This window comes from Mesorhizobium sp. LHD-90 (assembly GCF_030929505.1).
Classification (GTDB): Bacteria; Pseudomonadota; Alphaproteobacteria; order Rhizobiales; family Rhizobiaceae; genus Kumtagia.
The window spans coordinates 44407-63685 of record NZ_JAVFVV010000003.1 but is presented as its reverse complement, the minus strand read 5'-3'; the positions used below and the strand labels follow the sequence as shown (position 1 = coordinate 63685).

17 protein-coding genes are annotated in these 19279 nt (G+C 64.7%); 7 read left to right on the top strand and 10 right to left on the bottom strand.

The annotated features are described in order from the left end of the window. Nucleotides 1-118: 118 nt before the first annotated feature. Nucleotides 119-1000 (bottom strand): dioxygenase, encoded by an 882-nt coding sequence (locus RB623_RS04375; protein WP_308055546.1) that lies wholly within the window; start codon nucleotides 998-1000, stop codon nucleotides 119-121. Between the two features lie 94 nt (nucleotides 1001-1094). Here RB623_RS04375 and RB623_RS04370 point away from each other — a divergent pair, with 94 nt between their 5' ends. After that, nucleotides 1095-2045: a LysR family transcriptional regulator gene (locus RB623_RS04370; protein WP_308055545.1), complete on the top strand. Its 951-nt coding sequence runs from the start codon at nucleotides 1095-1097 to the stop codon at nucleotides 2043-2045. A 14-nt stretch (nucleotides 2046-2059) separates the two neighbouring features. On the opposite strand, the gene modC is transcribed toward RB623_RS04370, so the two are convergent. The 3 genes from modC to modA form a co-directional block, all read right to left on the bottom strand. Next, nucleotides 2060-3169: a molybdenum ABC transporter ATP-binding protein gene (gene modC, locus RB623_RS04365; RefSeq protein ID WP_308055544.1), complete on the bottom strand. Its 1110-nt coding sequence runs from the start codon at nucleotides 3167-3169 to the stop codon at nucleotides 2060-2062. Beyond that, nucleotides 3166-3867 (bottom strand): molybdate ABC transporter permease subunit, encoded by a 702-nt coding sequence (modB, locus tag RB623_RS04360; protein ID WP_308055543.1) that lies wholly within the window; start codon nucleotides 3865-3867, stop codon nucleotides 3166-3168. Before modB ends, modC begins: the two co-directional genes overlap by 4 nt. Nucleotides 3868-4029: 162 nt before the next feature. Further along, on the bottom strand, nucleotides 4030-4821 hold the full coding sequence (modA, locus tag RB623_RS04355; protein WP_308055542.1) for a molybdate ABC transporter substrate-binding protein: 792 nt from the start codon (nucleotides 4819-4821) through the stop codon (nucleotides 4030-4032). A 947-nt stretch (nucleotides 4822-5768) separates the two neighbouring features. Between modA and ugpB the strand changes: the two genes are divergently transcribed. From ugpB to RB623_RS04335, 4 genes are all read left to right on the top strand, one after another. Continuing rightward, entirely contained in the window at nucleotides 5769-7061 is a 1293-nt protein-coding gene (gene ugpB, locus RB623_RS04350; protein WP_308055541.1) for a sn-glycerol-3-phosphate ABC transporter substrate-binding protein UgpB, read from the top strand. Nucleotides 7062-7218: 157 nt separating this feature from the next. Then, on the top strand, nucleotides 7219-8103 hold the full coding sequence (ugpA, locus tag RB623_RS04345; RefSeq protein WP_308055540.1) for a sn-glycerol-3-phosphate ABC transporter permease UgpA: 885 nt from the start codon (nucleotides 7219-7221) through the stop codon (nucleotides 8101-8103). A 67-nt stretch (nucleotides 8104-8170) separates the two neighbouring features. Next, the gene (gene ugpE, locus RB623_RS04340) at nucleotides 8171-9019 is read left to right on the top strand and encodes a sn-glycerol-3-phosphate ABC transporter permease UgpE (RefSeq protein ID WP_308055830.1); all 849 of its coding nucleotides are present in this window, start codon (nucleotides 8171-8173) and stop codon (nucleotides 9017-9019) included. 220 nt (nucleotides 9020-9239) lie between these two features. Further along, complete coding sequence (locus RB623_RS04335) at nucleotides 9240-10271, top strand: sn-glycerol-3-phosphate import ATP-binding protein UgpC (protein WP_308055539.1); 1032 nt, start codon at nucleotides 9240-9242, stop codon at nucleotides 10269-10271. 150 nt (nucleotides 10272-10421) lie between these two features. On the opposite strand, the gene RB623_RS04330 is transcribed toward RB623_RS04335, so the two are convergent. Beyond that, a complete protein-coding gene (locus RB623_RS04330) occupies nucleotides 10422-11144 on the bottom strand; it encodes an XRE family transcriptional regulator (protein ID WP_308055538.1) in 723 nt (240 codons plus the stop codon). 218 nt (nucleotides 11145-11362) lie between these two features. Between RB623_RS04330 and RB623_RS04325 the strand changes: the two genes are divergently transcribed. Then, entirely contained in the window at nucleotides 11363-12364 is a 1002-nt protein-coding gene (locus tag RB623_RS04325) for an ornithine cyclodeaminase family protein (RefSeq protein WP_308055537.1), read from the top strand. Nucleotides 12365-12393: 29 nt separating this feature from the next. Then, nucleotides 12394-13839: a histidine ammonia-lyase gene (hutH, locus tag RB623_RS04320; RefSeq protein WP_374121643.1), complete on the top strand. Its 1446-nt coding sequence runs from the start codon at nucleotides 12394-12396 to the stop codon at nucleotides 13837-13839. Here hutH and RB623_RS04315 read toward each other — a convergent pair. The 5 genes from RB623_RS04315 to RB623_RS04295 form a co-directional block, all read right to left on the bottom strand. Continuing rightward, on the bottom strand, nucleotides 13803-14753 hold the full coding sequence (locus RB623_RS04315) for an oligopeptide/dipeptide ABC transporter ATP-binding protein (RefSeq protein WP_308055535.1): 951 nt from the start codon (nucleotides 14751-14753) through the stop codon (nucleotides 13803-13805). The two genes, hutH and RB623_RS04315, sit on opposite strands and share 37 nt — an antisense overlap. Then, nucleotides 14750-15718 (bottom strand): ABC transporter ATP-binding protein, encoded by a 969-nt coding sequence (locus RB623_RS04310; protein WP_308055534.1) that lies wholly within the window; start codon nucleotides 15716-15718, stop codon nucleotides 14750-14752. Before RB623_RS04310 ends, RB623_RS04315 begins: the two co-directional genes overlap by 4 nt. Further along, a complete protein-coding gene (locus RB623_RS04305) occupies nucleotides 15715-16500 on the bottom strand; it encodes an ABC transporter permease (protein ID WP_308055533.1) in 786 nt (261 codons plus the stop codon). Before RB623_RS04305 ends, RB623_RS04310 begins: the two co-directional genes overlap by 4 nt. Nucleotides 16501-16549: 49 nt before the next feature. Further along, complete coding sequence (locus RB623_RS04300; protein WP_308055532.1) at nucleotides 16550-17542, bottom strand: ABC transporter permease; 993 nt, start codon at nucleotides 17540-17542, stop codon at nucleotides 16550-16552. 85 nt (nucleotides 17543-17627) lie between these two features. Beyond that, nucleotides 17628-19184 (bottom strand): ABC transporter substrate-binding protein, encoded by a 1557-nt coding sequence (locus RB623_RS04295; protein WP_308055531.1) that lies wholly within the window; start codon nucleotides 19182-19184, stop codon nucleotides 17628-17630. Nucleotides 19185-19279 lie beyond the last annotated feature (95 nt).

Sequence of the window (19279 nt, the reverse complement as noted above, 5' to 3'; positions counted from 1 at the left end):
GGGGCAGTTATGGACTGCGCGTCGCGCGAGCCGGATCTGGTGCCCGGCGAGACTAAAAGACCGCCGTGGTGGCGATCACCACAAGGGCTTTTCAACGAAACCGGGCCGCGCGAAACCTTCATGCGGCGCGCCTCCCCGGCTTCGCCCGCACCATCACGAAGGTGAAATCGAGCGCCCAGACGGTCGTGCCGCCCTTGCAGGTCTCGTGTCTTATGTCGCCGAGGAGTTCCGGCCGCACGCCGAACAGCGGGTCCTCATGCAGTTGCGCTTCCGTGCGCTCGAATACATGCGTCGTGACCGTCTCGAAGCCGGCGGCACTGATCATGAAATGCAGATGCGCCGGCCGCCGCAGTGGACCGCCGACGGCGCGCAGCAACTGGCCCGCCGGCCCGTCGTCCGGCACGGTGTAGCCGGCGGGCTTCACCGTGACATAGTCGAAAGCGCCGTCGGCGCCGGAGGTGAAGACCCCGCGCAAATTGAACTCCGGCTGCAGGTCCGGCTGCTGGTTCTCGTAAAAACCCTTGTCGTTGGCCTGCCAGGTCTCGACCGTCGCGCCCACCACCGGGCGGCCGTCGAGGTCCAGCACCTTTCCGCGCACATTGAGCCGCTCGCCTGCGCCGTCCAGCGAAATGCTGGCGCCGTTCGGCAATCTCGGCGCGTCGGGGCGATAGAAGGGGCCGCGCGCCGTGTTCGGGGTCGCGCCTGCCGGGCGTCTCGAATTGAGTTCCTCGACCAGCGCGGTGACGCCGAGCAGGTCGGAGAGCAACACCCATTCCTGGCGCTTGTCGTCGCTGGCGTGGCCAACCTCGGTAAGAAAGGCGACGACCTTCTTCCATTCCGCTGGCGTCGGCCTGACCTCACGCACGAGCTGATGCAGATGTGCCACCGTCAAGACCAGGGCCTTCGACAACCGGCTCGCCTGGGCCTTGTCGAGCCGGCCGGCAAAAATGTCGAAAGACGTCTCCTCGCCGAAAGCCGGCGCGGTGCGCAGCGATGGCATGTTTCCTCCCAAGGTCTTCGCCTTGTGGCAAGAAGCTAGCACCGCGACGGCGATTGTCTGATGATTTTACGCGCAGTTTATATACCATATCGTTATGAAGCTCGACGAACGCCATCTCGTGCAGCTCGCAGCCGTCGTGCAGACCGGTAGCGTCACCGAAGGCGCCGCGCTGCTGGGACTGGCCCAGCCGGCCGTCTCCAGGACGCTCGCCATGCTGGAGAAACGCCTGGGCGAGCCGCTGTTCCACAAGGGCCGCCGGCCGCTGGAGCCGACGGCTTTGGGCCGGGCTCTGGCGGATCATGGCCAGATCATGCTTTCGGCGTCCCGCAAGGCATCGGAACTGGTCGACGATTTCCGCCACGGGCAGGCCGGCGTGGTACGGCTTGGCGGCGTGCCGTTCTTCATGGACGCGCTGATCGCCGGCATGGTCGCCGAGTTCCAGCAGGCGCATCCCGGCGTGCGCGTCGACCAGAGCTACGGCTACCTTCCGGATCTAAGCGCGGCGCTTCTGGCCGACCGCATCGACATCGGCGTCTGCCCGATCGACATTCTCGACGAGGGTTCGGGGCTGACATTCCAGGAGATATTGCGCGCCCACAATGTCATCGCCTGCGGCGTCAGCCATCCGCTGCTGCTGAAACGCAGGATCATTGCCGCCGACCTGATCGCCTACCCCTGGATCGCGCCGCCACCCGGCAGTCCGCTGCTCAGTGACCTGCACCGAATCCTGCTCTGGCTCGGCGTCGGCGAGATCCGCGTCCGCTATTCGGGCGGCTCGCCGCTCAGCGTCGTCAACTACATGAAGGCGACCGACGCGCTCACCGTGCTGCCGCACAGCGTCGTTTTCGCGCTGCGCAAGGACAAGGCGATTACTGCGCTGCCGTTCGACTTCCCGCAGCCGGAGCGCAAGCTCGGCTTGCTACGGCTGGCGGAAGCGCCGCGCGCGCCCGCTGTCGAGGCCTTCGCCGCGCATGTCGGCAAAAGCTTCGAGAATTTGAAGCACCTGATCAAGCGACACGAGGAGGCGGTGGTGTGGGGCGCTTGAAGCGTCTCGCGCCATCACCCTTTCAGGTCGTGCTGCAGATTGCCGATGGTGCCGCGATCAAACGTCACCGCCTTCACCACCGCGAACACCTGCACGCCCACGGCGAGGCCGAGCGTTTCGACCGAACGGCGGGTGACGCGGGCGGCAAGGCGGTCGCCGCCGCAGTCGAGCGAAACCAGCGCCTCCGATCCTGCGTCCGCCGAGATCGCCGCGATCTTTCCCGGCAGGACGTTAAGCGCGCTGATGCCGGCGGGGCGCTCCAATGACAGCATCACGTCGCGCGCCCGCACGCGGACGCGGATTTTTGCGCCCACCGGCGCGTCGATCCGCGGCAGCCGCCACTCGCCGCTCGCCGAGCGCAGCACGGTGAGCCCGAACTCCTCTTCCTGGCCAGCGACGGTCAGGTCGACCATGGCGCCCGCCTCGGCGCGCTGCTCTTCCGGCAACAGGTCGAAGCGCGCAAGAATGCCGGCGGCAGGGCCGCTGGCGACCACCTTGCCGGCCGAGAGCACCACGACGTCGGTGGCAAGGCGCGCCACCTCGCCGACCGAATGGCTGACATAGACGATCGGGATTTTTGTCTCGTCGCGCAGGCGTTCGATGTAGGGCATGATCTCGGCCTTGCGCGCGTCGTCGAGCGACGCGAGCGGCTCATCCATCAGGATCAGTTTCGGGCTAGCGATCAGTGCCCGGCCGATTGCCACGCGCTGCTTCTCGCCGCCCGACAGCGAGGCGGGTTTTCGCGAAAGCAAATGACCAATTCCGAGCAGGTCCACCACGCCCGAAAAGTCGGCGTAGCGCTCGGCCGCAGGCGTGAAGAAGCGGCCATAGCCGAGATTCTGCGCGACCGTCATGTGCGGGAACAGCCGCGCATCCTGGAACACATAGCCGATGCGGCGGCGATGTTTCGGCACGAAGATGCGGGCGTCTGTATCGACCAGCAGCCGACCGCCGGCCTCGATGCGGCCGTTCTCGGGACGAACCAGCCCGCCGACCATGTTGATTAGCGAGGTCTTTCCCGAACCGGACGGCCCGAACAGCGCCGTCAGCCTGCCGCTGCTCTCGAAGGCGGCGTCGAGCAGGAAGGCGCCCTGGCGGTGGCGGATGCGGACCGACAGGCTCATTCGATATCCAGCCGCCGGCTGATGCGGCGCGCCAGCACCTCGGAGGCGATCAGCGCAACCATGGCAATCACGATCGACACCAGCGTCAGCCGCAACGCGCCGAGATCGCCGCCCGGCACCTGGGTAAAAGTGTAGATGGCAGACGGCAGGGTCTGGGTCTCGCCCGGAATGTTGGAGACAAAGGTGATGGTCGCACCGAACTCGCCCATCGCCTTGGCGAACGAAAGAACCATGCCGGCGATGATGCCGGGAAAGATCAGCGGCAGGGTGATCGTCGCGAACACCCACAGGGGATTGGCGCCGAGCGTGCCGGCGGCGGCCTCGAGTTTCTTGTCGACCGCTTCGATGGAGAGGCGGATCGCCCGCACCATCAGCGGAAAGGCCATCACCCCGCACGCAAGCGCGGCGCCCGTCCAGCGAAAGGAAAAGACGATGCCGAAATATTGGTCGAGCAGCGATCCGACGGGGCCGCGCCGGCCAAAGGTGATGAGCAGCAGGTAGCCCGTCACCACCGGCGGCAGGATCAGCGGCAGGTGCACGATGCCGTTCACCAGCGACTTGCCCCAGAACTCCCGCCGGGCCAGCGCATAGGCGATGGCGATGCCGAACGGCAGCGCCACCACCGTCGCCCAGGTCGAGACTTTTATGGAGAGCCGGACCGCGTTCCACTCATCCGGACTGAGGTGCAGCCACTCCATTCACGATCCGATCCAGGGTCTGTTGAGATTCAGGCATTGAGGAGCCGAAAATGGTGTTCTTCGAGAACCGAAGCGCAGTGTACGTGAAGGTACATGAGCATCGGAAGCGCAGAAGAACGCCATTTGCAGGCCCTCAAGGCGTGAATATCAGCAGACCCTGAATTAGTTGGAGACCGGCGGCACTAATACGGCAAAACCCTGCTCCTCGAAAAGCGCCCTGGCCTTGGCCGATTGCAGGCATTTCAGGAAGGCCGGCGTCTCGGCATCCTTGGATTCGGCGGTTTGCGCCACCGGATAGACGATCGGCGGGTGTGAATCCTCCGGAAACGTGCCGACGATCTTCACCTTTTTGTCGGCCGCCGCGTCGGTCTGGTAGACGATGCCGAGCGGCGCCTCGCCGGTGGAGACCAGCGCAAGTGCCGCACGAACGTTCTCGGCCTGCGCCACCTTGCCCTCTACCGAACCCCAGATACCGAGCTTTTCCAGCGCGGCCTTACCGTATTTGCCGGCAGGCACCGAATCGACGTTGGCCATTGCGAGCCTTCCATCGCCGACCAGTTTCGCCAGGTCGAAATCTTGCGCGATCTCGGCGCTCGCCTGCGAATCGGCAGGCGCGACCAGCACGATGCGGTTGCCGAGCAGTTTTACCTCGGTGTCCGGCTTGGTGAGTTTCTTGTCGGACAGGTATTTCATCCAGTCGAGGTCGGCCGAGATGAACACGTCGGCCGGCGCGCCTTCCTCGATCTGCTTGGCCAGCGCCGAACTCGCGGCATAGGAGATCGTCGCCTTCTCGCCGACATCCGCCTCGCAGGCGGCGTTGACGTTGTCGAGCGCGTTCTTGAGGCTGGCGGCGGCAAACACCGTCAGGTTCTCAGCCGCGAAAACCGGCGCCGCCGCCAGAACCATCGCCGCAACCCCGGCGGCCGCCACAAGCTGCATGCTTATCCGTGCCATGAAACAAACTCCCTATGTTGACGCCCCCGCTTTCCGGCGATCGGCCCGCGCAGTCGATATATTCAGTCAAACATAACTGGACGCTGGAACGCAACTGGAGATGAGCGTTTGTGCCGTCATTTCGATGGAGGAAACATGTGTTCTGACGACTGGCAAACGCTTCAAGGCGATACAACGCTGTCCAGGGGCAGTTTACCCAGTTCGGTTCCCGCTGCGGCGGCGCTTGATCCCGGAATTGAATGAACTGTCCCGAGTTTTCCCATCGCTTGCGAAACGCTCTGGCGGCGCCGAAAGGGCAACACTGCAGTCCAAAAGAGGGGACGGAAAAATGCGCCGCCGCGAAAAAATTCTTGCCTACACCGTTTTCGCCTTCGCCAACCCATTGAAATTGCTCGCACACAGTACTTCAGTGCCGACGTCCCTCCGAAAAAAGCGGCGTGGGTAATCCCCTCCCCTTCGGGCTCCCGCATAATCCTCGGCATCGCCCTCGCGGGAACACGGGTCATGAACCGGATGAGCGTGGAGGGGACGGCGCCGGGGTGGCCGCGTAACGGTGCGCGGCTTGGCAAGAGCCTAAAGACCCGGGCCCCAGACCGCGACGACACGCTCCGGAACGAGTGAGCGGTATCAGCGGTCGGGCAAGAACGCCGGCGGGGCGCAGGGTTCGCGCCACGTTTTATAACTTTGAGAGGCTCGGCCTTGCGCCCCGCTTCCCACCTCCCGCAAGGGAGATTTTTCACTCAATGGCCAGGGCGGACTTCCGCAGCGTGGCGACGATGAAGTGCGCCAGGTTTCCAGCCACGGGTTCTTTCCAAAGTCCAGCCCGGCGCGCCTAAACAATTAGTCGGCAAAGATAACGCGAAAAAATCGTTGTCCGGCTGTCACAATCGGTCGATACTCCGGCTCGCGAAGCTCAACCCTTCGCCAACGAAAAACGGGAGTGAACGATGAAAATTTACGGCATGGCGGCCAGCCTGGCTGCGACCCTGCTCTCCACCTCCGCCTCATGGGCCGTCACGGAAATCTCCTGGTGGCACGCCATGACCGGCGCCAACAACGAGGTTGTGGAAACGCTTTCCAAGGAATTCAACGAGAGCCAGAGCGACTACAAGATCACGCCGGTTTTCAAGGGCACCTATCCCGAGACGCTGAACGCCGGCATCGCCGCCTACCGCGCCGGCCAGGCCCCGAACATCATCCAGGTCTTCGATGCCGGCACCGGCACCATGATGGCCGCCGAGGACGCGATGAAGCCGGTTGCCGACGTGCTGTCGATGGGCGGAAAGCCGTTCGACAAGAGCCAGTACCTGTCGGGCATCGTCGCCTATTATTCGAAGCCGGACGGCACCATGCTGTCCTTCCCCTACAATTCCTCCTCGCCGATCCTCTATTACAACAAAGACATCTTCCAGAAGGCCGGGCTGGACGTCGACAACCCGCCAAAAACCTGGAACGAGGTTTTCGAGGCCGCAAAGAAGATCAAGTCGAGCGGCGCGGCCCCCTGCGGCTTCACCTCGACCTGGCTGACCTGGATCCACACGGAGAATTTTGCCGCCTGGAACAATTACCAGTGGGGCACCAACGAGAACGGCATCGCCTCGCTCGACGTGGAACTGAAGATCAACGCCGAGCCTTTCGTGAAACATTTCCAGGCGCTGGCCGATCTCGCCAAGGACGGAACCTTCAAATATGGCGGCCGCACCTCCGAGGCGAAGCAGATCTTCCTCGCCGGCGAATGCGGGCTGTTCACCGAATCGTCGGGCGGCCTGGGCGACATCGTCAAGTCGGGCATGAACTACGGCACCGGCATGCTGCCCTACGACACCGAATCGCAGAACACGATCCCCGGCGGTGCCTCGCTATGGGTGTTCGGCGGCAAGTCGGACGAGGAGTACAAGGGCGTCGCGGCGTTCTTCAACTTCCTGTCGCAGACCGACATCCAGGCCCGCCTGCACCAGGTTTCCGGCTACCTGCCAGTGACCATGGCCGCCTATGAGAAGACCAAGGCCGACGGTTTCTACGAAAAGAACCCGGCGCGCGAGATCCCGATCAAGCAGATGCTGGGCAAGGCCCCGACCGAAAACTCCAAGGGCGTTCGCCTCGCCAACCTGCCGCAGGTCCGCGACATCATGAACGAGGAATACGAGAAGATGCTGGCCGGCGAGCAGACCGCCCAGCAGGCGCTCGACAATGCCGTGTCGCGCGGCAATGCGGCGATCAAGGAAGCGCTGGGGAATTGATGAGCTCGATCTTACCCTCCCCCTTGTGGGGAGGGTCGGCGCGAAGCGCCGGGGTGGGGGTGACGGCGTCGAGCAGCGCACCCCCACCCCGCCTCACAATCTCCACTGCGTTCCGATTGTTCGTCGACCCTCCCCACCAGGGGGAGGGTAAGGTGCCATGACCCCACGCGTCGTCTTCCCCAACAAGATCCTGCCTTACCTGCTGGTGGCGCCGCAGCTCGCCATCACGCTGGTGTTCTTCTACTGGCCGGCCGGCCAGGCGATGCGCCAGTCGATGCTGCGCGAGGACCCGTTCGGCCTGCGCTCGAAATTCGTCTGGTTCGCCAATTTCGAAAAGGTGCTTGCCGACCCCAATTACCTGAACTCGCTGAAGGTGACGGTCATCTTCTCGGTATCGACGGCAGCGGTTGCCATGTCGGTGGCGCTGCTGCTGGCGGTTATGGTCGACAAGGTGATCAAGGGCCGGGGCCTTTACCGCACGCTGATGATCTGGCCCTATGCGGTGGCGCCGGCGATTGCCGGCATGCTCTGGCTGTTCCTGTTCAACCCCTCGATCGGCAGCCTGGCGGTCTGGCTGCGCTGGCTCGGCATCCCGTGGGACCCGCTGCTCAACGGCAACCAGGCGATGGTCCTGGTCGTCACCGCCGCCGCCTGGAAGCAGATCAGCTACAATTTCCTGTTCTTCGTTGCCGGCCTGCAGGCGATTCCGAAATCGCTGATCGAAGCCGCGGCGATCGACGGCGCCGGGGAAAACAAGCGGTTCTGGACGATCGTCTTCCCGCTGCTGGCGCCGACCACCTTCTTCCTGCTGGTGATCAACACCACTTACGCCTTCTTCGACACATTCGGCATCATCCACGCTGTCACCGGCGGCGGCCCCGGCAAGGCCACCGAGACGCTGGTCTTCAAGGTCTACAGCGACGGCGCGCTGAACCAGCTCCTGGGCGATTCGGCCGCGCAGTCGGTGATCTTGATGGTCATCGTGATTGCGCTCACCGCCATCCAGTTCCGCTACGTCGAGAAGAAGGTGCATTATGACTGACGCCGCCGTCGCGAAGCCGGAGGCGCAGGGCACCGCCGTCGCGCTCGGCCGGCGCGAGGAAGGCGAGATGCTGGGCTTGAGCCGCACGTCGCGTTATCTCGCGCATGTGCTGCTCATCCTCGGCATCCTTATCGTTGCCTTCCCCATCTACTATACCTTCGTCGCCTCGACCCACACGCTGCAGACGATCCTACGCCCGCCGCTGCCGCTGCTGCCCGGCGGCGAGTTCTTCAACAACTATTATGAGGCGCTGTTCGGCGGCATCGGCCGCATCGGCGGCGTCAATGTGTGGACGCTGCTGTTCAACACCACCGTGATGGCGCTGGCGATCGCCACCGGCAAGATCGTCATTTCCATCCTGTCGGCCTATGCGATCGTGTTCTTCCGTTTTCCGCTGCGCATGACCTTCTTCTGGCTGATCTTCATCACGCTGATGCTGCCGGTCGAGGTGCGCATCATGCCGACCTACAAGGTGATGGTCGATCTCGGCCTGATCGACACCTATACCGGCCTGACGCTCCCGCTGATGGCGTCGGCCACCGCGACGCTGCTGTTCCGCCAGTTCTTCCTGACCATCCCCGGCGAACTGGTCGAGGCGGCGCGCATCGACGGCGCCGGGCCGTGGAAGTTCTTCAAGGATATCTTGCTGCCGCTGTCGCGCACCAACATCGCGGCGCTGTTCGTCATCCTCTTCATCTACGGCTGGACGCAATATCTGTGGCCGCTGCTGATGACCAACAGCAACGACATGAACACCATCGTCATCGGGCTGAGGAAGATGGTGTCCTTCGCCGACGCCGACACGGAGTGGCATTTGGTGATGGTGACGTCGATGCTGGCGATCGTGCCGCCGATCCTGGTGGTGGTGCTGATGCAGCGCTGGTTCGTGCGCGGGCTGATCGAGACGGAGAAGTGAATTTGCCTGTGGTTGTTGCGTCTCCCCCTCACCCGGCCTCCGCTTCGCTCGGCCACCCTCTCCCCGCTGGGGAGAGGAGGTCGTCAGCGTTGCCGCCTCGCTTTTTGACGCTAACGAGTTGGCGCGATCCGCGGAAAACCTCCTCTCCCCAGCGGGGAGAGGGTGGCCGAGCGAAGCGGAGGCCGGGTGAGGGGGACATTCAGACACGGGGCAACGACTAATGGCAACCGTCGATCTGAAAGACGTCCGAAAGACCTATGCCGGCAAGGTCGAGGCGGTGAAGGGCGTCTCCATCGCCATTCCCGACAAGGCACTCTGCGTTCTGGTCGGGCCGTCCGGCTGCGGAAAATCAACCCTGCTCAGAATGATCGCCGGGCTGGAATCGATCACCTCAGGCGCGGTCTCCATCGACGGCAAGGTGGTCAACACGGTCGGTCCGGCAGAGCGCGACATCGCCATGGTGTTCCAGAACTACGCGCTCTACCCGCACATGAAGGTCTACGACAACATGGCTTACGGCCTGCGCAACCGCGGCATGGGCAAGGAGGACATCGACAAGCGCGTCCGCGCCGCGGCGAAGACGCTGGAACTGTCGCACCTGCTCGAACGCCGGCCGCGCGAGCTTTCCGGCGGCCAGCGGCAGCGCGTCGCGATGGGCCGCGCCATCGTGCGTAACCCAAAAGTCTTCCTGTTCGATGAGCCGCTCTCAAACCTGGATGCCAAATTGCGCGGCCAGATGCGGGTCGAGATCAGGAATCTTCAGCGCTCGCTGGGCGTCACCTCCGTCTACGTCACCCACGACCAGTTGGAGGCGATGACGCTCGCCGACACGCTGGTGGTGATGAACGCCGGCGTGGTCGAGCAGACCGGCGCGCCGCTCGACGTCTACGAAAAGCCCGCCTCGACCTTCGTAGCGAGCTTCATCGGCGCGCCGCCGATGAACCTGCTGCCGGTTGCCGCCCTGCCCGCCTCCGCCGGAATTGCCGTGCCGGTCGGCGCCGCGACCGTCGGGTTCCGGCCGGAGGATGCCTCGATCGCACTGGCCAATGGCAGTGCGCCTGGATTTGAGGTTGCGGTCGAGGGCGTCGAGCCGGTCGGCGCCGAGAGTTTTATTCACAGCCTGCTTGGCGGCAACCGCGTGATCCTGCGTGCGCCGGGCCGCACATCTGTCGTGCCTGGCGACCGGCTCGTCATCAACATCGAGCCGAACAAGCTTCACTGGTTCGACGGAAAAGGAAAACGCTTGGACTGAACTCGAACAGTGACGATCCGCTGTTACGTTCATGATTTTGGGTTCTCGCCCGACTATAGCGAGCCAGGTCGGTCTCGACCATCACGGCAGGCTTGCCGGCGATAGAGTCGCGGACACCAAAGCCGTTGCCTGTGCTGGCTTGGAAAGAGGCTATTCGCTGTGGCTCTCGGGGTAGGAGATGATCGACAGGTAGCGTATCGGCAATTTCTTCAGTTCCTCCGGTCCGTGCGGTGCATCGGCGTCGAAGAACAGGCTGTCGCCTGGCGCTATATAGTAAAGATTGCTGCCATGGCGGTATATGACCTCGCCTTCCAGCATATAGAGGAACTCCATGCCATCGTGCTGAAAGGTCGGGAACACGTCGGAACCTTCCGTGAGCGTGATCAGGTAGGGCTCGACGACGACACCCGTCGCGGCGGAACCGACATAGCCGAGCAGACGGTACTGGTGGCCGGCGCGCGTGCCGCGGCGCTCGACATCGACGCCTTCCCCCGACTTCACGAACACCGCCGTGCGCTCCTCCTCGAAGCGCCGCAGGAAGGTCGTCAGCGGCACACCGAGCGCGCGCGACAGTGCCTGCAGCGTGGTCAGCGAAGGCGAGGTGTTGCCGTTCTCGATCTTCGACAGCATGCCGAGCGAGATGTTGGCGGCGCTGGCCAGATCGGCAACGGTGACGCCGAGTTTCTTGCGCAGGGTTCGTACCTCGCGGCCGATGGCGACCTCGAGCACGTTTTCCCGTGGGTCGCGCACGGCATGCGGGTCCTGGTTGAGCGCATGCGACGGAAAGGCTTCCTCGGTCACTATATCGCGTCCGCCGGACGCGACGATCTCGGTGCCGATAAAATTGCTTGCCACACGCTTCTGCCTGGCCATGGACCGCTTCCCACCGCGTCTGTTTTCACTGGCAGTGAACAACCAGAGGCGATCGAAGTCCATGAAAATTTATTTCCGGTGAAGCATGGTCCGCTGCGAAGATGCCTTGACGTGCGGTCCGCCGTTGCGACCCGCCGGCTCGATGCGCGTTCGCGGGAGGCGATTGCGCCACGCCGCCATAGCTCCTATCACCGGCCGCGAGACAGAAGGCAGGACCGATGACGCCGATCTACATCGACTATCTCAACGCCCTCGACATCGAGGCGCTGGCCATGACCGACGGTGAAATACTCGACGCCGTCGAGGCGGGGCTGATCGCCCAGGGCAACGGCCAGACGGTGATCGAGCCACGCGTTCATCTCGAGCCGAACCCGGACTTCCACGGCCATTTCAACGTCCTGCGCGGCTACGTCGCGCCGCTGGACGCGGCGGGCGTCAAAATCGTCGGCGACTATGTCGACAATTATCTGCACGGCCTGCCATCCGAATTCGGCATTCTGAACCTGTTCGATCCGCGCACCGGCACGCCGCGCGCCATCCTCGACGCCACCGTGATCACCGACATGCGCACCGGCGCGGTCACCGCGCTCGGCGCAAAACATCTGGCGCGAAAAGGCTCGAAGGTGCTGGCGCATATCGGCGCGCGGGGCACCGCCTACTGGAACGTAAAACTGCTCGATGCTCTGTTCGACTTCGATGAGATCCGGGTCCATTCGCGCCGGCCGGAAAGCCGCGATACCTTCGCCGCCAAATTGTCCGCCGACCTCGGCAAGCCGGTGAAGGCGACTCGGGACTGGCAAAGCGCCATCGAAGGCGCCGACATCGTGGTGGAGGCGTCGCGGCTGTCGCAGCCCGAGCCGCTGTTGAAGACCGAATGGATCAAGCCCGGCGCCTTCGTCGTGCCCTACGGCACGATGAGCGCGGTGGAACTGTCGCTGACCGACATCATGGACAAGATGGTGGTGGACGACTGGGGCCAGTGCAAGGGCGGAAAATTCGGCTCGCTGCGCGCCCATGTCGAGACCGGCCGGCTGAGCGAACGGACGCTGCATGCCGAACTCGGCCAGATCGCGGCGGGGCTGAAACCCGGCCGCGAAAGCGACGACGAGACGATCCTGTTCTGGCACCGCGGGCTTTCGCTGTCCGACATCGCGCTGGGCAAGGCCATGCTGTCCAAGGCGGCGGCAAAAGGCATCGGCCAGAGGCTGCGCTTCGCGTGACCACGGTCGAGATCGGCGCAGCACATGTGATGGTCGAGGACGTCGTCGCTGTCGCGCGCGGCGACGCGGCAGCCGCTGTGGCGCCGGCCGTTGCGGAGCGGCTGCGCAAGGCGCGCGAAGTGCTGGACCGGGTCGCCGCCGCCGGCCAGCGCATCTACGGCCTCAACACCGGGCTCGGCGCCAATCTCGGCACCTCGGTCGAGGGCGATGTGGCAACGTTCCAGCGGCAGTTGTTGCACGGCCGCTCCGGCGCGGTCGGCGCTCCCCTGCCCGTCGAGACGGTCCGCGCGGCGATGTTCGCGCGCGCTGCTATGCTGTCGCGCGGCGGATCGGGCATCTCGCCGGACGTGTTCGAGGCGCTGGTTGCGGCACTCAATGCAAAGATTCATCCTGTAATGCCATCGATCGGTTCGATCGGCGCGGGCGATCTAGTCCTGATGGCGGCGCTGGCGCGCTGCCTGATCGGCGAAGGCGAGGCCGAGTTTTCCGGCGAGCGCCTGCCGGCTGCGGAGGCGTTGGCGCGGGTCGGTCTTGCACCGGCAAAACTCGCTCCGAAGGACGGGCTGTCGCTGATCAATTCTTCCGCAGTCTCGACCGGCGCGGCCGCGCTGGCGGTAGCGGATGCGCTGTCGGTTTTTTCACAGCAGCAGCAGGCGGCGGCGCTGACCATGGCCGCCTGGGGTGCCAACAACTCCATCCTCGATCCAAGACTGCAAGACGCGCGGCCGGCTCCCGGACAGGCGGAGGCCGCGGCGCAGTTGCGCGACCTGCTGGGCGAGGAGGCCGGGCCGCCGGCCGCACTCCAGGACCCGCTTTCGATCCGCTGCATTCCGTCTATTCACGGCGCGCTGATCGAGGCGATTAACCAGGCGCGGCGTGTGGTCGAACTTGAGCTAAACGCTTCGGCCGACAATCCGCTGGTGCTGGCCGAGGACGGTCTTGTGCTCTCGACCGGCAATTTCCATACACCGGCGCTGGCGCTCGCCTTCGAGACGCTCGGCCTCGCTGTTGCACAGGCAGCGGCGGCAAGCGCAGCGCGTTTCATCCAGTTGACCGGATCGGGCCGCAGCGGCCTGCCGAAATATCTGTCGCCGGTCGGCGGGGCGTCGGCCGGTTTCGTGCCGTTGCAGAAGACGGTGACGGCGATCCTTGCCGCGATCCGCCACAAGGCCAATCCGGTGGTCCTCGACTTCCTGCCGGTCTCCGAGGGCGTCGAGGACCACGCCACGCAGACGCCGCTGGCGATCACCAAATGCGCGAAGATGATCGCTTTATGGCGGCGGCTGGTCGCCTTCGAACTGATGGCGGCGGCGCAGGCCGCCGATCTGCGCGGGCATCAGTCGCTCGCCGCGGGAACGCTGGCGGTTCACGCGGCGGTTCGCGCGCTTGTGGCTACGCTGCGCGAGGACCGGCCGCTCGGCATCGACGCCGAAAAACTCTACGCCGCACTTTCCAGTGGGAAATGGCAGGCGTAGCGCTGGCCTTCGGTTCCGGTCAGCACCGGCTCCTCCACCCTGCACCGGTCCTGGACCTTCAGGCAGCGCGTATGGAAGCGGCAGCCCGAAGGCGGGTTCGACGGGCTGGGGATTTCGCCCGACAGCACCAGCTTTTCGCGCTTGTGCTCCGGATCGATGACCGGATTGGCGGACAACAGCGCGTGCGTATAGGGATGGCGCGGCGACCGGAACACGGTGCGCGTAACCCCCTCCTCCAAAATCTTGCCGAGATACATGATGGCAACGCGGTCGGTGACGCGGCCGATGACGTTGAGGTTGTGGCTGACGATCAGGATGCCGAGCGAATGCCGCTTCTGCAGGTCGGCCAAAAGATTCAGCAGCTCGCCCTGCACCGAGACGTCGAGGCCGGCCGTCGGCTCGTCGGCGATCAGGAAGGACGGGTCGGTGACCAGCGCCCGGGCAATCGCCACGCGCCGCGCCTGACCGCCGCTGATCTGGTGCGGGTATTTTTCCAACTGCGCTTTGGAGAGCCCAAGCCGTGCGAGCAGGTCGAGCACCTTCGGCCAACGCTCGTGGCGGTCGAGCCCATGGATCTTTATCGGCTCGGCCAGCAGCGACGCGATCTTCATGCGCGGCGACAGCGACGATAGCGGATCCTGAAAAATCATCTGCACGCGACGGCGCAGCCAGAGCCGATCTGCTCGCGTCAAGCTGGTCAGGTCGCGGCCTTCGAGCTTCACCTTGCCGGAGGTCGGCCGGTTCAGCCCGACCAGCGCCTTGGCAAGCGTCGTCTTGCCGCTGCCGCTCTCGCCGACCAGCCCCACCGTCTCCCCGATCTTGAGCGCCAAGCTGATCCCTGCCACCGCCTGCACGCCCCCGGAGAAGGTAATCCGCAGTTCCTCGACCTCGATGGTTTGCACACTGTCGGTCATGCCAGCCAGCACGCCGACTTGTGACCGGCCTCGACTTCGCACAGCGGCGGTTCTTCCACACATTTCCCGAAACGCGAAGGGCAGCGCGCCGCAAAGATGCAGCCCTTCGGCACGTCGATCAGGTCGGGCAGGCCGCCCTTGATCGTCACCAGCGCCTCGCCCGGCTCGTCCTCGGGATCGATCTCGCAAGCGAGCAGCGCCAGCGTGTAGGGATGGCGCGGGTTGCCGAAGAGAATTTTGGTCGGCGCGCTTTCGACCACCTTGCCGGCATACATCACCGCCACCTCGTCGCAGAGTTCGGAGATCAGGCCGAGGCTGTGCGACACCAGCACGATGGAGCCGCTGAAATCGGCGCGCAAATCGTCGAGCAGCCGCACGATCTGCGCCTCGATGGTCACGTCGAGCGCCGTGGTCGGCTCGTCGGCGATAAGAATATCTGGCTCGCAAAGCAGCGCCATGGCGATCATGACGCGCTGACGCATGCCGCCGCTGAGCTGGTGCGGATAGGCGGCGAGCCGCGCCTCGGGGTTGGAGATGCCGACACGCTTCAGCATCTCGTCCGCCCGCTTCAACAGTTCGCGGCGGCCGAGCTGTGGGTGCCGGTTGCGCTGCGCGTCGACCAATTGCGTACCAATGGAAAAGACCGGATTGAGCGACGTCATCGGGTCCTGGAAAATCATGGCGATGCGCCCGCCGCGCAGCCGGCGCAGCTCTTCCGGCGGCACGTCGAGCAGGTTTTCACCGTCGAGCTCGATGCGGCCCGAAACTTCGCCCGTGTTGTCGGGCAAAAGACCGAGCAGGGCCAGCGCCAGCGTCGACTTGCCGCTGCCGCTCTCGCCGACGAGGCCGACGACGCGGTTGCGAGGGATCGACAGGCTGACGTCGCGCAGCACATGCAGCGCGCCTTTCGCGGTGGAAAAATCCACGGACAGGTTTTTGATCTCGACTAGGGTTTCCCGGTTCATGGCTCGCGCCTCAATTTCGGGTCGAGCGCGTCGCGCAGGGCTTCGCCGAACAGGGTGAAGCCGAGCGTCGCCAGCGTCAGCGAACCGCCGGCCACCAGCACCGGCCAGACCGACTGTTCGAGATAGGTGAAACCGTCGAACAGCATGGTGCCCCAGCTTGCCAGTGGCGGGCGGATGCCGACGCCGAGGAAGGATAGGCCAGCCTCCAGCGTGATCACCACCGGTATGTTCATCGAGGCCAACACGACGATCGGGCCGACAATGTTGGGAAGGATGTGGAAGGCGAGGATGCGCCCGCCAGATGCGCCCAGCGCACGCTCGGCCTCGACGAAGGGCCGCTCCTTGACGGCAAGCGTCTGGGCGCGGGCGACGCGGCCGAACTGCGGCACGAAGACGACGGTGACCAGGATGATAATGTTGAGCAGGCCCGGACCGAGCACCGCGACCAGCGCCAGCGCTAGGATGAGGCTCGGGAACGAGCTGACGATGTCGAAGGCGGCGAGAATGGTGCGTTCGATAACCGGCGGAGCGGTAGCCGCCGTGACGCCGAGCAATATTCCGGCCACCAGCGCAGTTGCCGTGACAGCCAGCGCGACGCCGACGGCGATGCGGGTGCCGAACAGCGCGCGCGAAAACAGGTCGCGGCCGAGATGATCGGTCCCAAGCCAGTGCGCGCCGGAGGGCGGCGTCAGCCGCGCGGCGACGTCGAGCTGGTTTGGCATGTGGGTGGCGATCAGCGGCGCGGCCACGCCGCCGAGGATGACCAGCAGCGTTGCCACCATTCCCAGACGGCCGCTCGGGCTCGCCCATATGCGCCGGAGCAATCCCATCCTACGCCCCGCCGCCGGCCCTGCCGAGATTTTCCCGCACGCGTGGATCGAGCCAGGCATAAGAAAAGTCGACGAGCAGGTTGACCAGCACGAAGATCGACACGACCACCAGGATGCCGCCCTGCACGATCGGATAGTTGCGGTTGCGGATGGCGTCGAAGATCAGCGATCCGAGCCCGGGCCGGTTGAAGATGATTTCCACGAACAGCGCGCCGCCCATCAGCTCACCGATGCCGACGCCCAAAATGGCGACGGTCGGAATGCAGGCGAGTTTTAGCGCGTATTTCATTACGATGCGCCGCTCCGGCTGGCCGTAGGCGCGCGCGGTGCGGATGTAGGGTTCGTTCAGAACCTCCAGCAACGAGGAGCGGACGAGCCGCGCGATATAGCCGATCCAGCCGACAGCGAGCGCTATCGTCGGCAGCACGAGATGGTGAAGTTGGTCGACAAAATTGCCGGGGTCGCCGGCCCCGAGAACAGGAAACCAGCCGAGCCGCACCGAGAAGCAATAGAGCAGCGTGATCGCCACCACGTAGCTCGGCGTGGCGACCAGCCCGACGCTCACCACAGCGAGCCCCTGGTCGAGCAGGCTGCCTTGGCGGACGGCTGCATAGCAGCCGATCGGGATGCCGATCAGTACCGCGAGCCCGATGGCCGAGACGGCGAGAAGAATCGTGTTGGGCAGCGCTGCAAACACCATGGCGGCCACCGGACGGCCGTTGATGACGTCGACGCCGAGATCGCCGCGCAACGCATTGGCAAAGAACAGCGCCACGCGCTCGTAGAGCGGCAGGTTGAGGCCCATCTGCTCGCGCAGCAGGGCGGCAGCCTCCGGCGTGGCGCGCGGCCCGAGCAGGATGGTGGCGGGGTCGCCCGGGACGATGAGCGTCAGGCAGCAGAGCAGCGTCATCGAGCCGACCAGCACCAGCACGGCGGTCGCCAGCCGGAACGCGCCGTAGCGGGCCAGGCTGCCTTCCTTCCAGAAATGGTTCATGCGGCTCGGCCCTGGCATCCGGCTAACGGCAAGCGCCCGGCCGAACGGCCGGGCGCCTCAATGTCTTCGCTTCGGATCGGGCAGGTCAAGCCTGCTTGAACGCCGCGTATTGCCACTGGTTGCCGTTCGGCAGGATGCCGGGCGACAGCGTGTCCTTGAAGGCGAAAGTGTAGGCGTTGTGTGTGATCCACCAGAAGGCGGCAGACTCGTCCATCAGCTTCTGCGCGGCGATGTAGATTTCCTCGCGTTTTTTCACGTCCGTCTCGATGCCGCCCTGCTTGTGCAGGTCGTCGAACTCCTTGCTGCCCCAGCGCTGCCAGTTCCACTTGCCGATCTGGTCGGAAGTGAACCACTGCGTCTGGAAGCCGGGATCGAATTTTCCGCGGTATTCGACCAGCACGAGGTCGAGGTCCTTCGAGGCGTCGTTCTCGCCGTAGGCCCAGTAGGCGCCCTCGTCCAGGGCGTCGATCTGCACGTCGATGCCGATCTCGGCGAGGTTGGCCTGCACCACCGCGGCGGTCGCCTGCGCCACCGCCTTGTTGAGCACGGTGAGCCGCGTCGAGAAACCGCCGCCCTGCCTCGCTTCCTCCAGCAGCGCCTGGGCCGCAGCCACGTCGCGCTCGCGCTTCGGCGCATCCGCCCAATGGCCGAGGATGCCGGGCGCCTCCAGCGCGTAGGCCGGCTCGACCGCGCCGTTGTAGGCGGCGGCGATGATCGCCGGAATGTCGAGCGCCAGCCGCACCGCCTGGCGCACGCGAACGTCGTCGAACGGCTTCTTCTCGATGTTCGGGCCGATCCAGACATAGTCGATGGCCGACAGTTTCTCGACCTTCAGGCCCTTGGTCGCGGCGATCTCCTTGGCGACCGCCGGATCGAGCCGGGTGAAGTCTATCTCGCCGGCTTGCAGCGCGAGTTGCGCCGTCTTGTCCTCGGCGATCGGCTTGCCGACGATTTCGGAAAAGGCCGGCTTGTCGCCGATATAGTCGGGATTGGCGACCAAGGTGAAATGGTCGCGCGGCACCCATTCCTTCAATATGTAGGGGCCGGTGCCGATTGCGGTCGTCTTGAACTTGTCGCCGAGTTCCTCGAACGCCTTCTTCGAGATGATGACGCCGGAGCCATCGGCCAATGCGATCAGCCAGACGGCGGGCGACGGGTTCTTGAGGTGGATTTTCCCGGTCAGCTTGCCGGTCACCTCCACCGAATCCAGCGCCGCCCAGTCGTCGGCGTAGTCGACCTTCTTGCCGCTGGCGTCGGGCTTGATGAAGCGCTCGAACGAGAATTTCACGTCCTCCGCGGTGAGTGCTCCGTAGTTGCCACTGAACTTCAGGCCTTCCTTCAGCGTGAACTCGATGGTCTTGTCGTCCACCTGCTTGATATCGGCGGCAGCGTCGTTCTCCCACTCGGTCGAGCCGGGCTTGAATTTTACCAGCCCCTGGCCGACGGCCAGGATGACGTTGACGTCGATCGGACCGGAGCGATTGGCGGGATCCAGGTTTTTCAGATCCTCGTCGACACGCACGACGATGCGTCCGTCGGCGGCATGCACCACGTTCGACCAGGGCTGGCCGAGCACGGCGATGCCGGCAGCAGCGGCGGCCGTTCCCCTTAGAAAACCTCTGCGCGAAACTTCGTAGCTCATGGTCGTTCCTTTCAGAATCCGGTTACCGGCGACAGGCGATGGAGAAAATTCGTCCCGGCTTCCAAACTGGAGGTAACTCATTTCGCACACAAGAA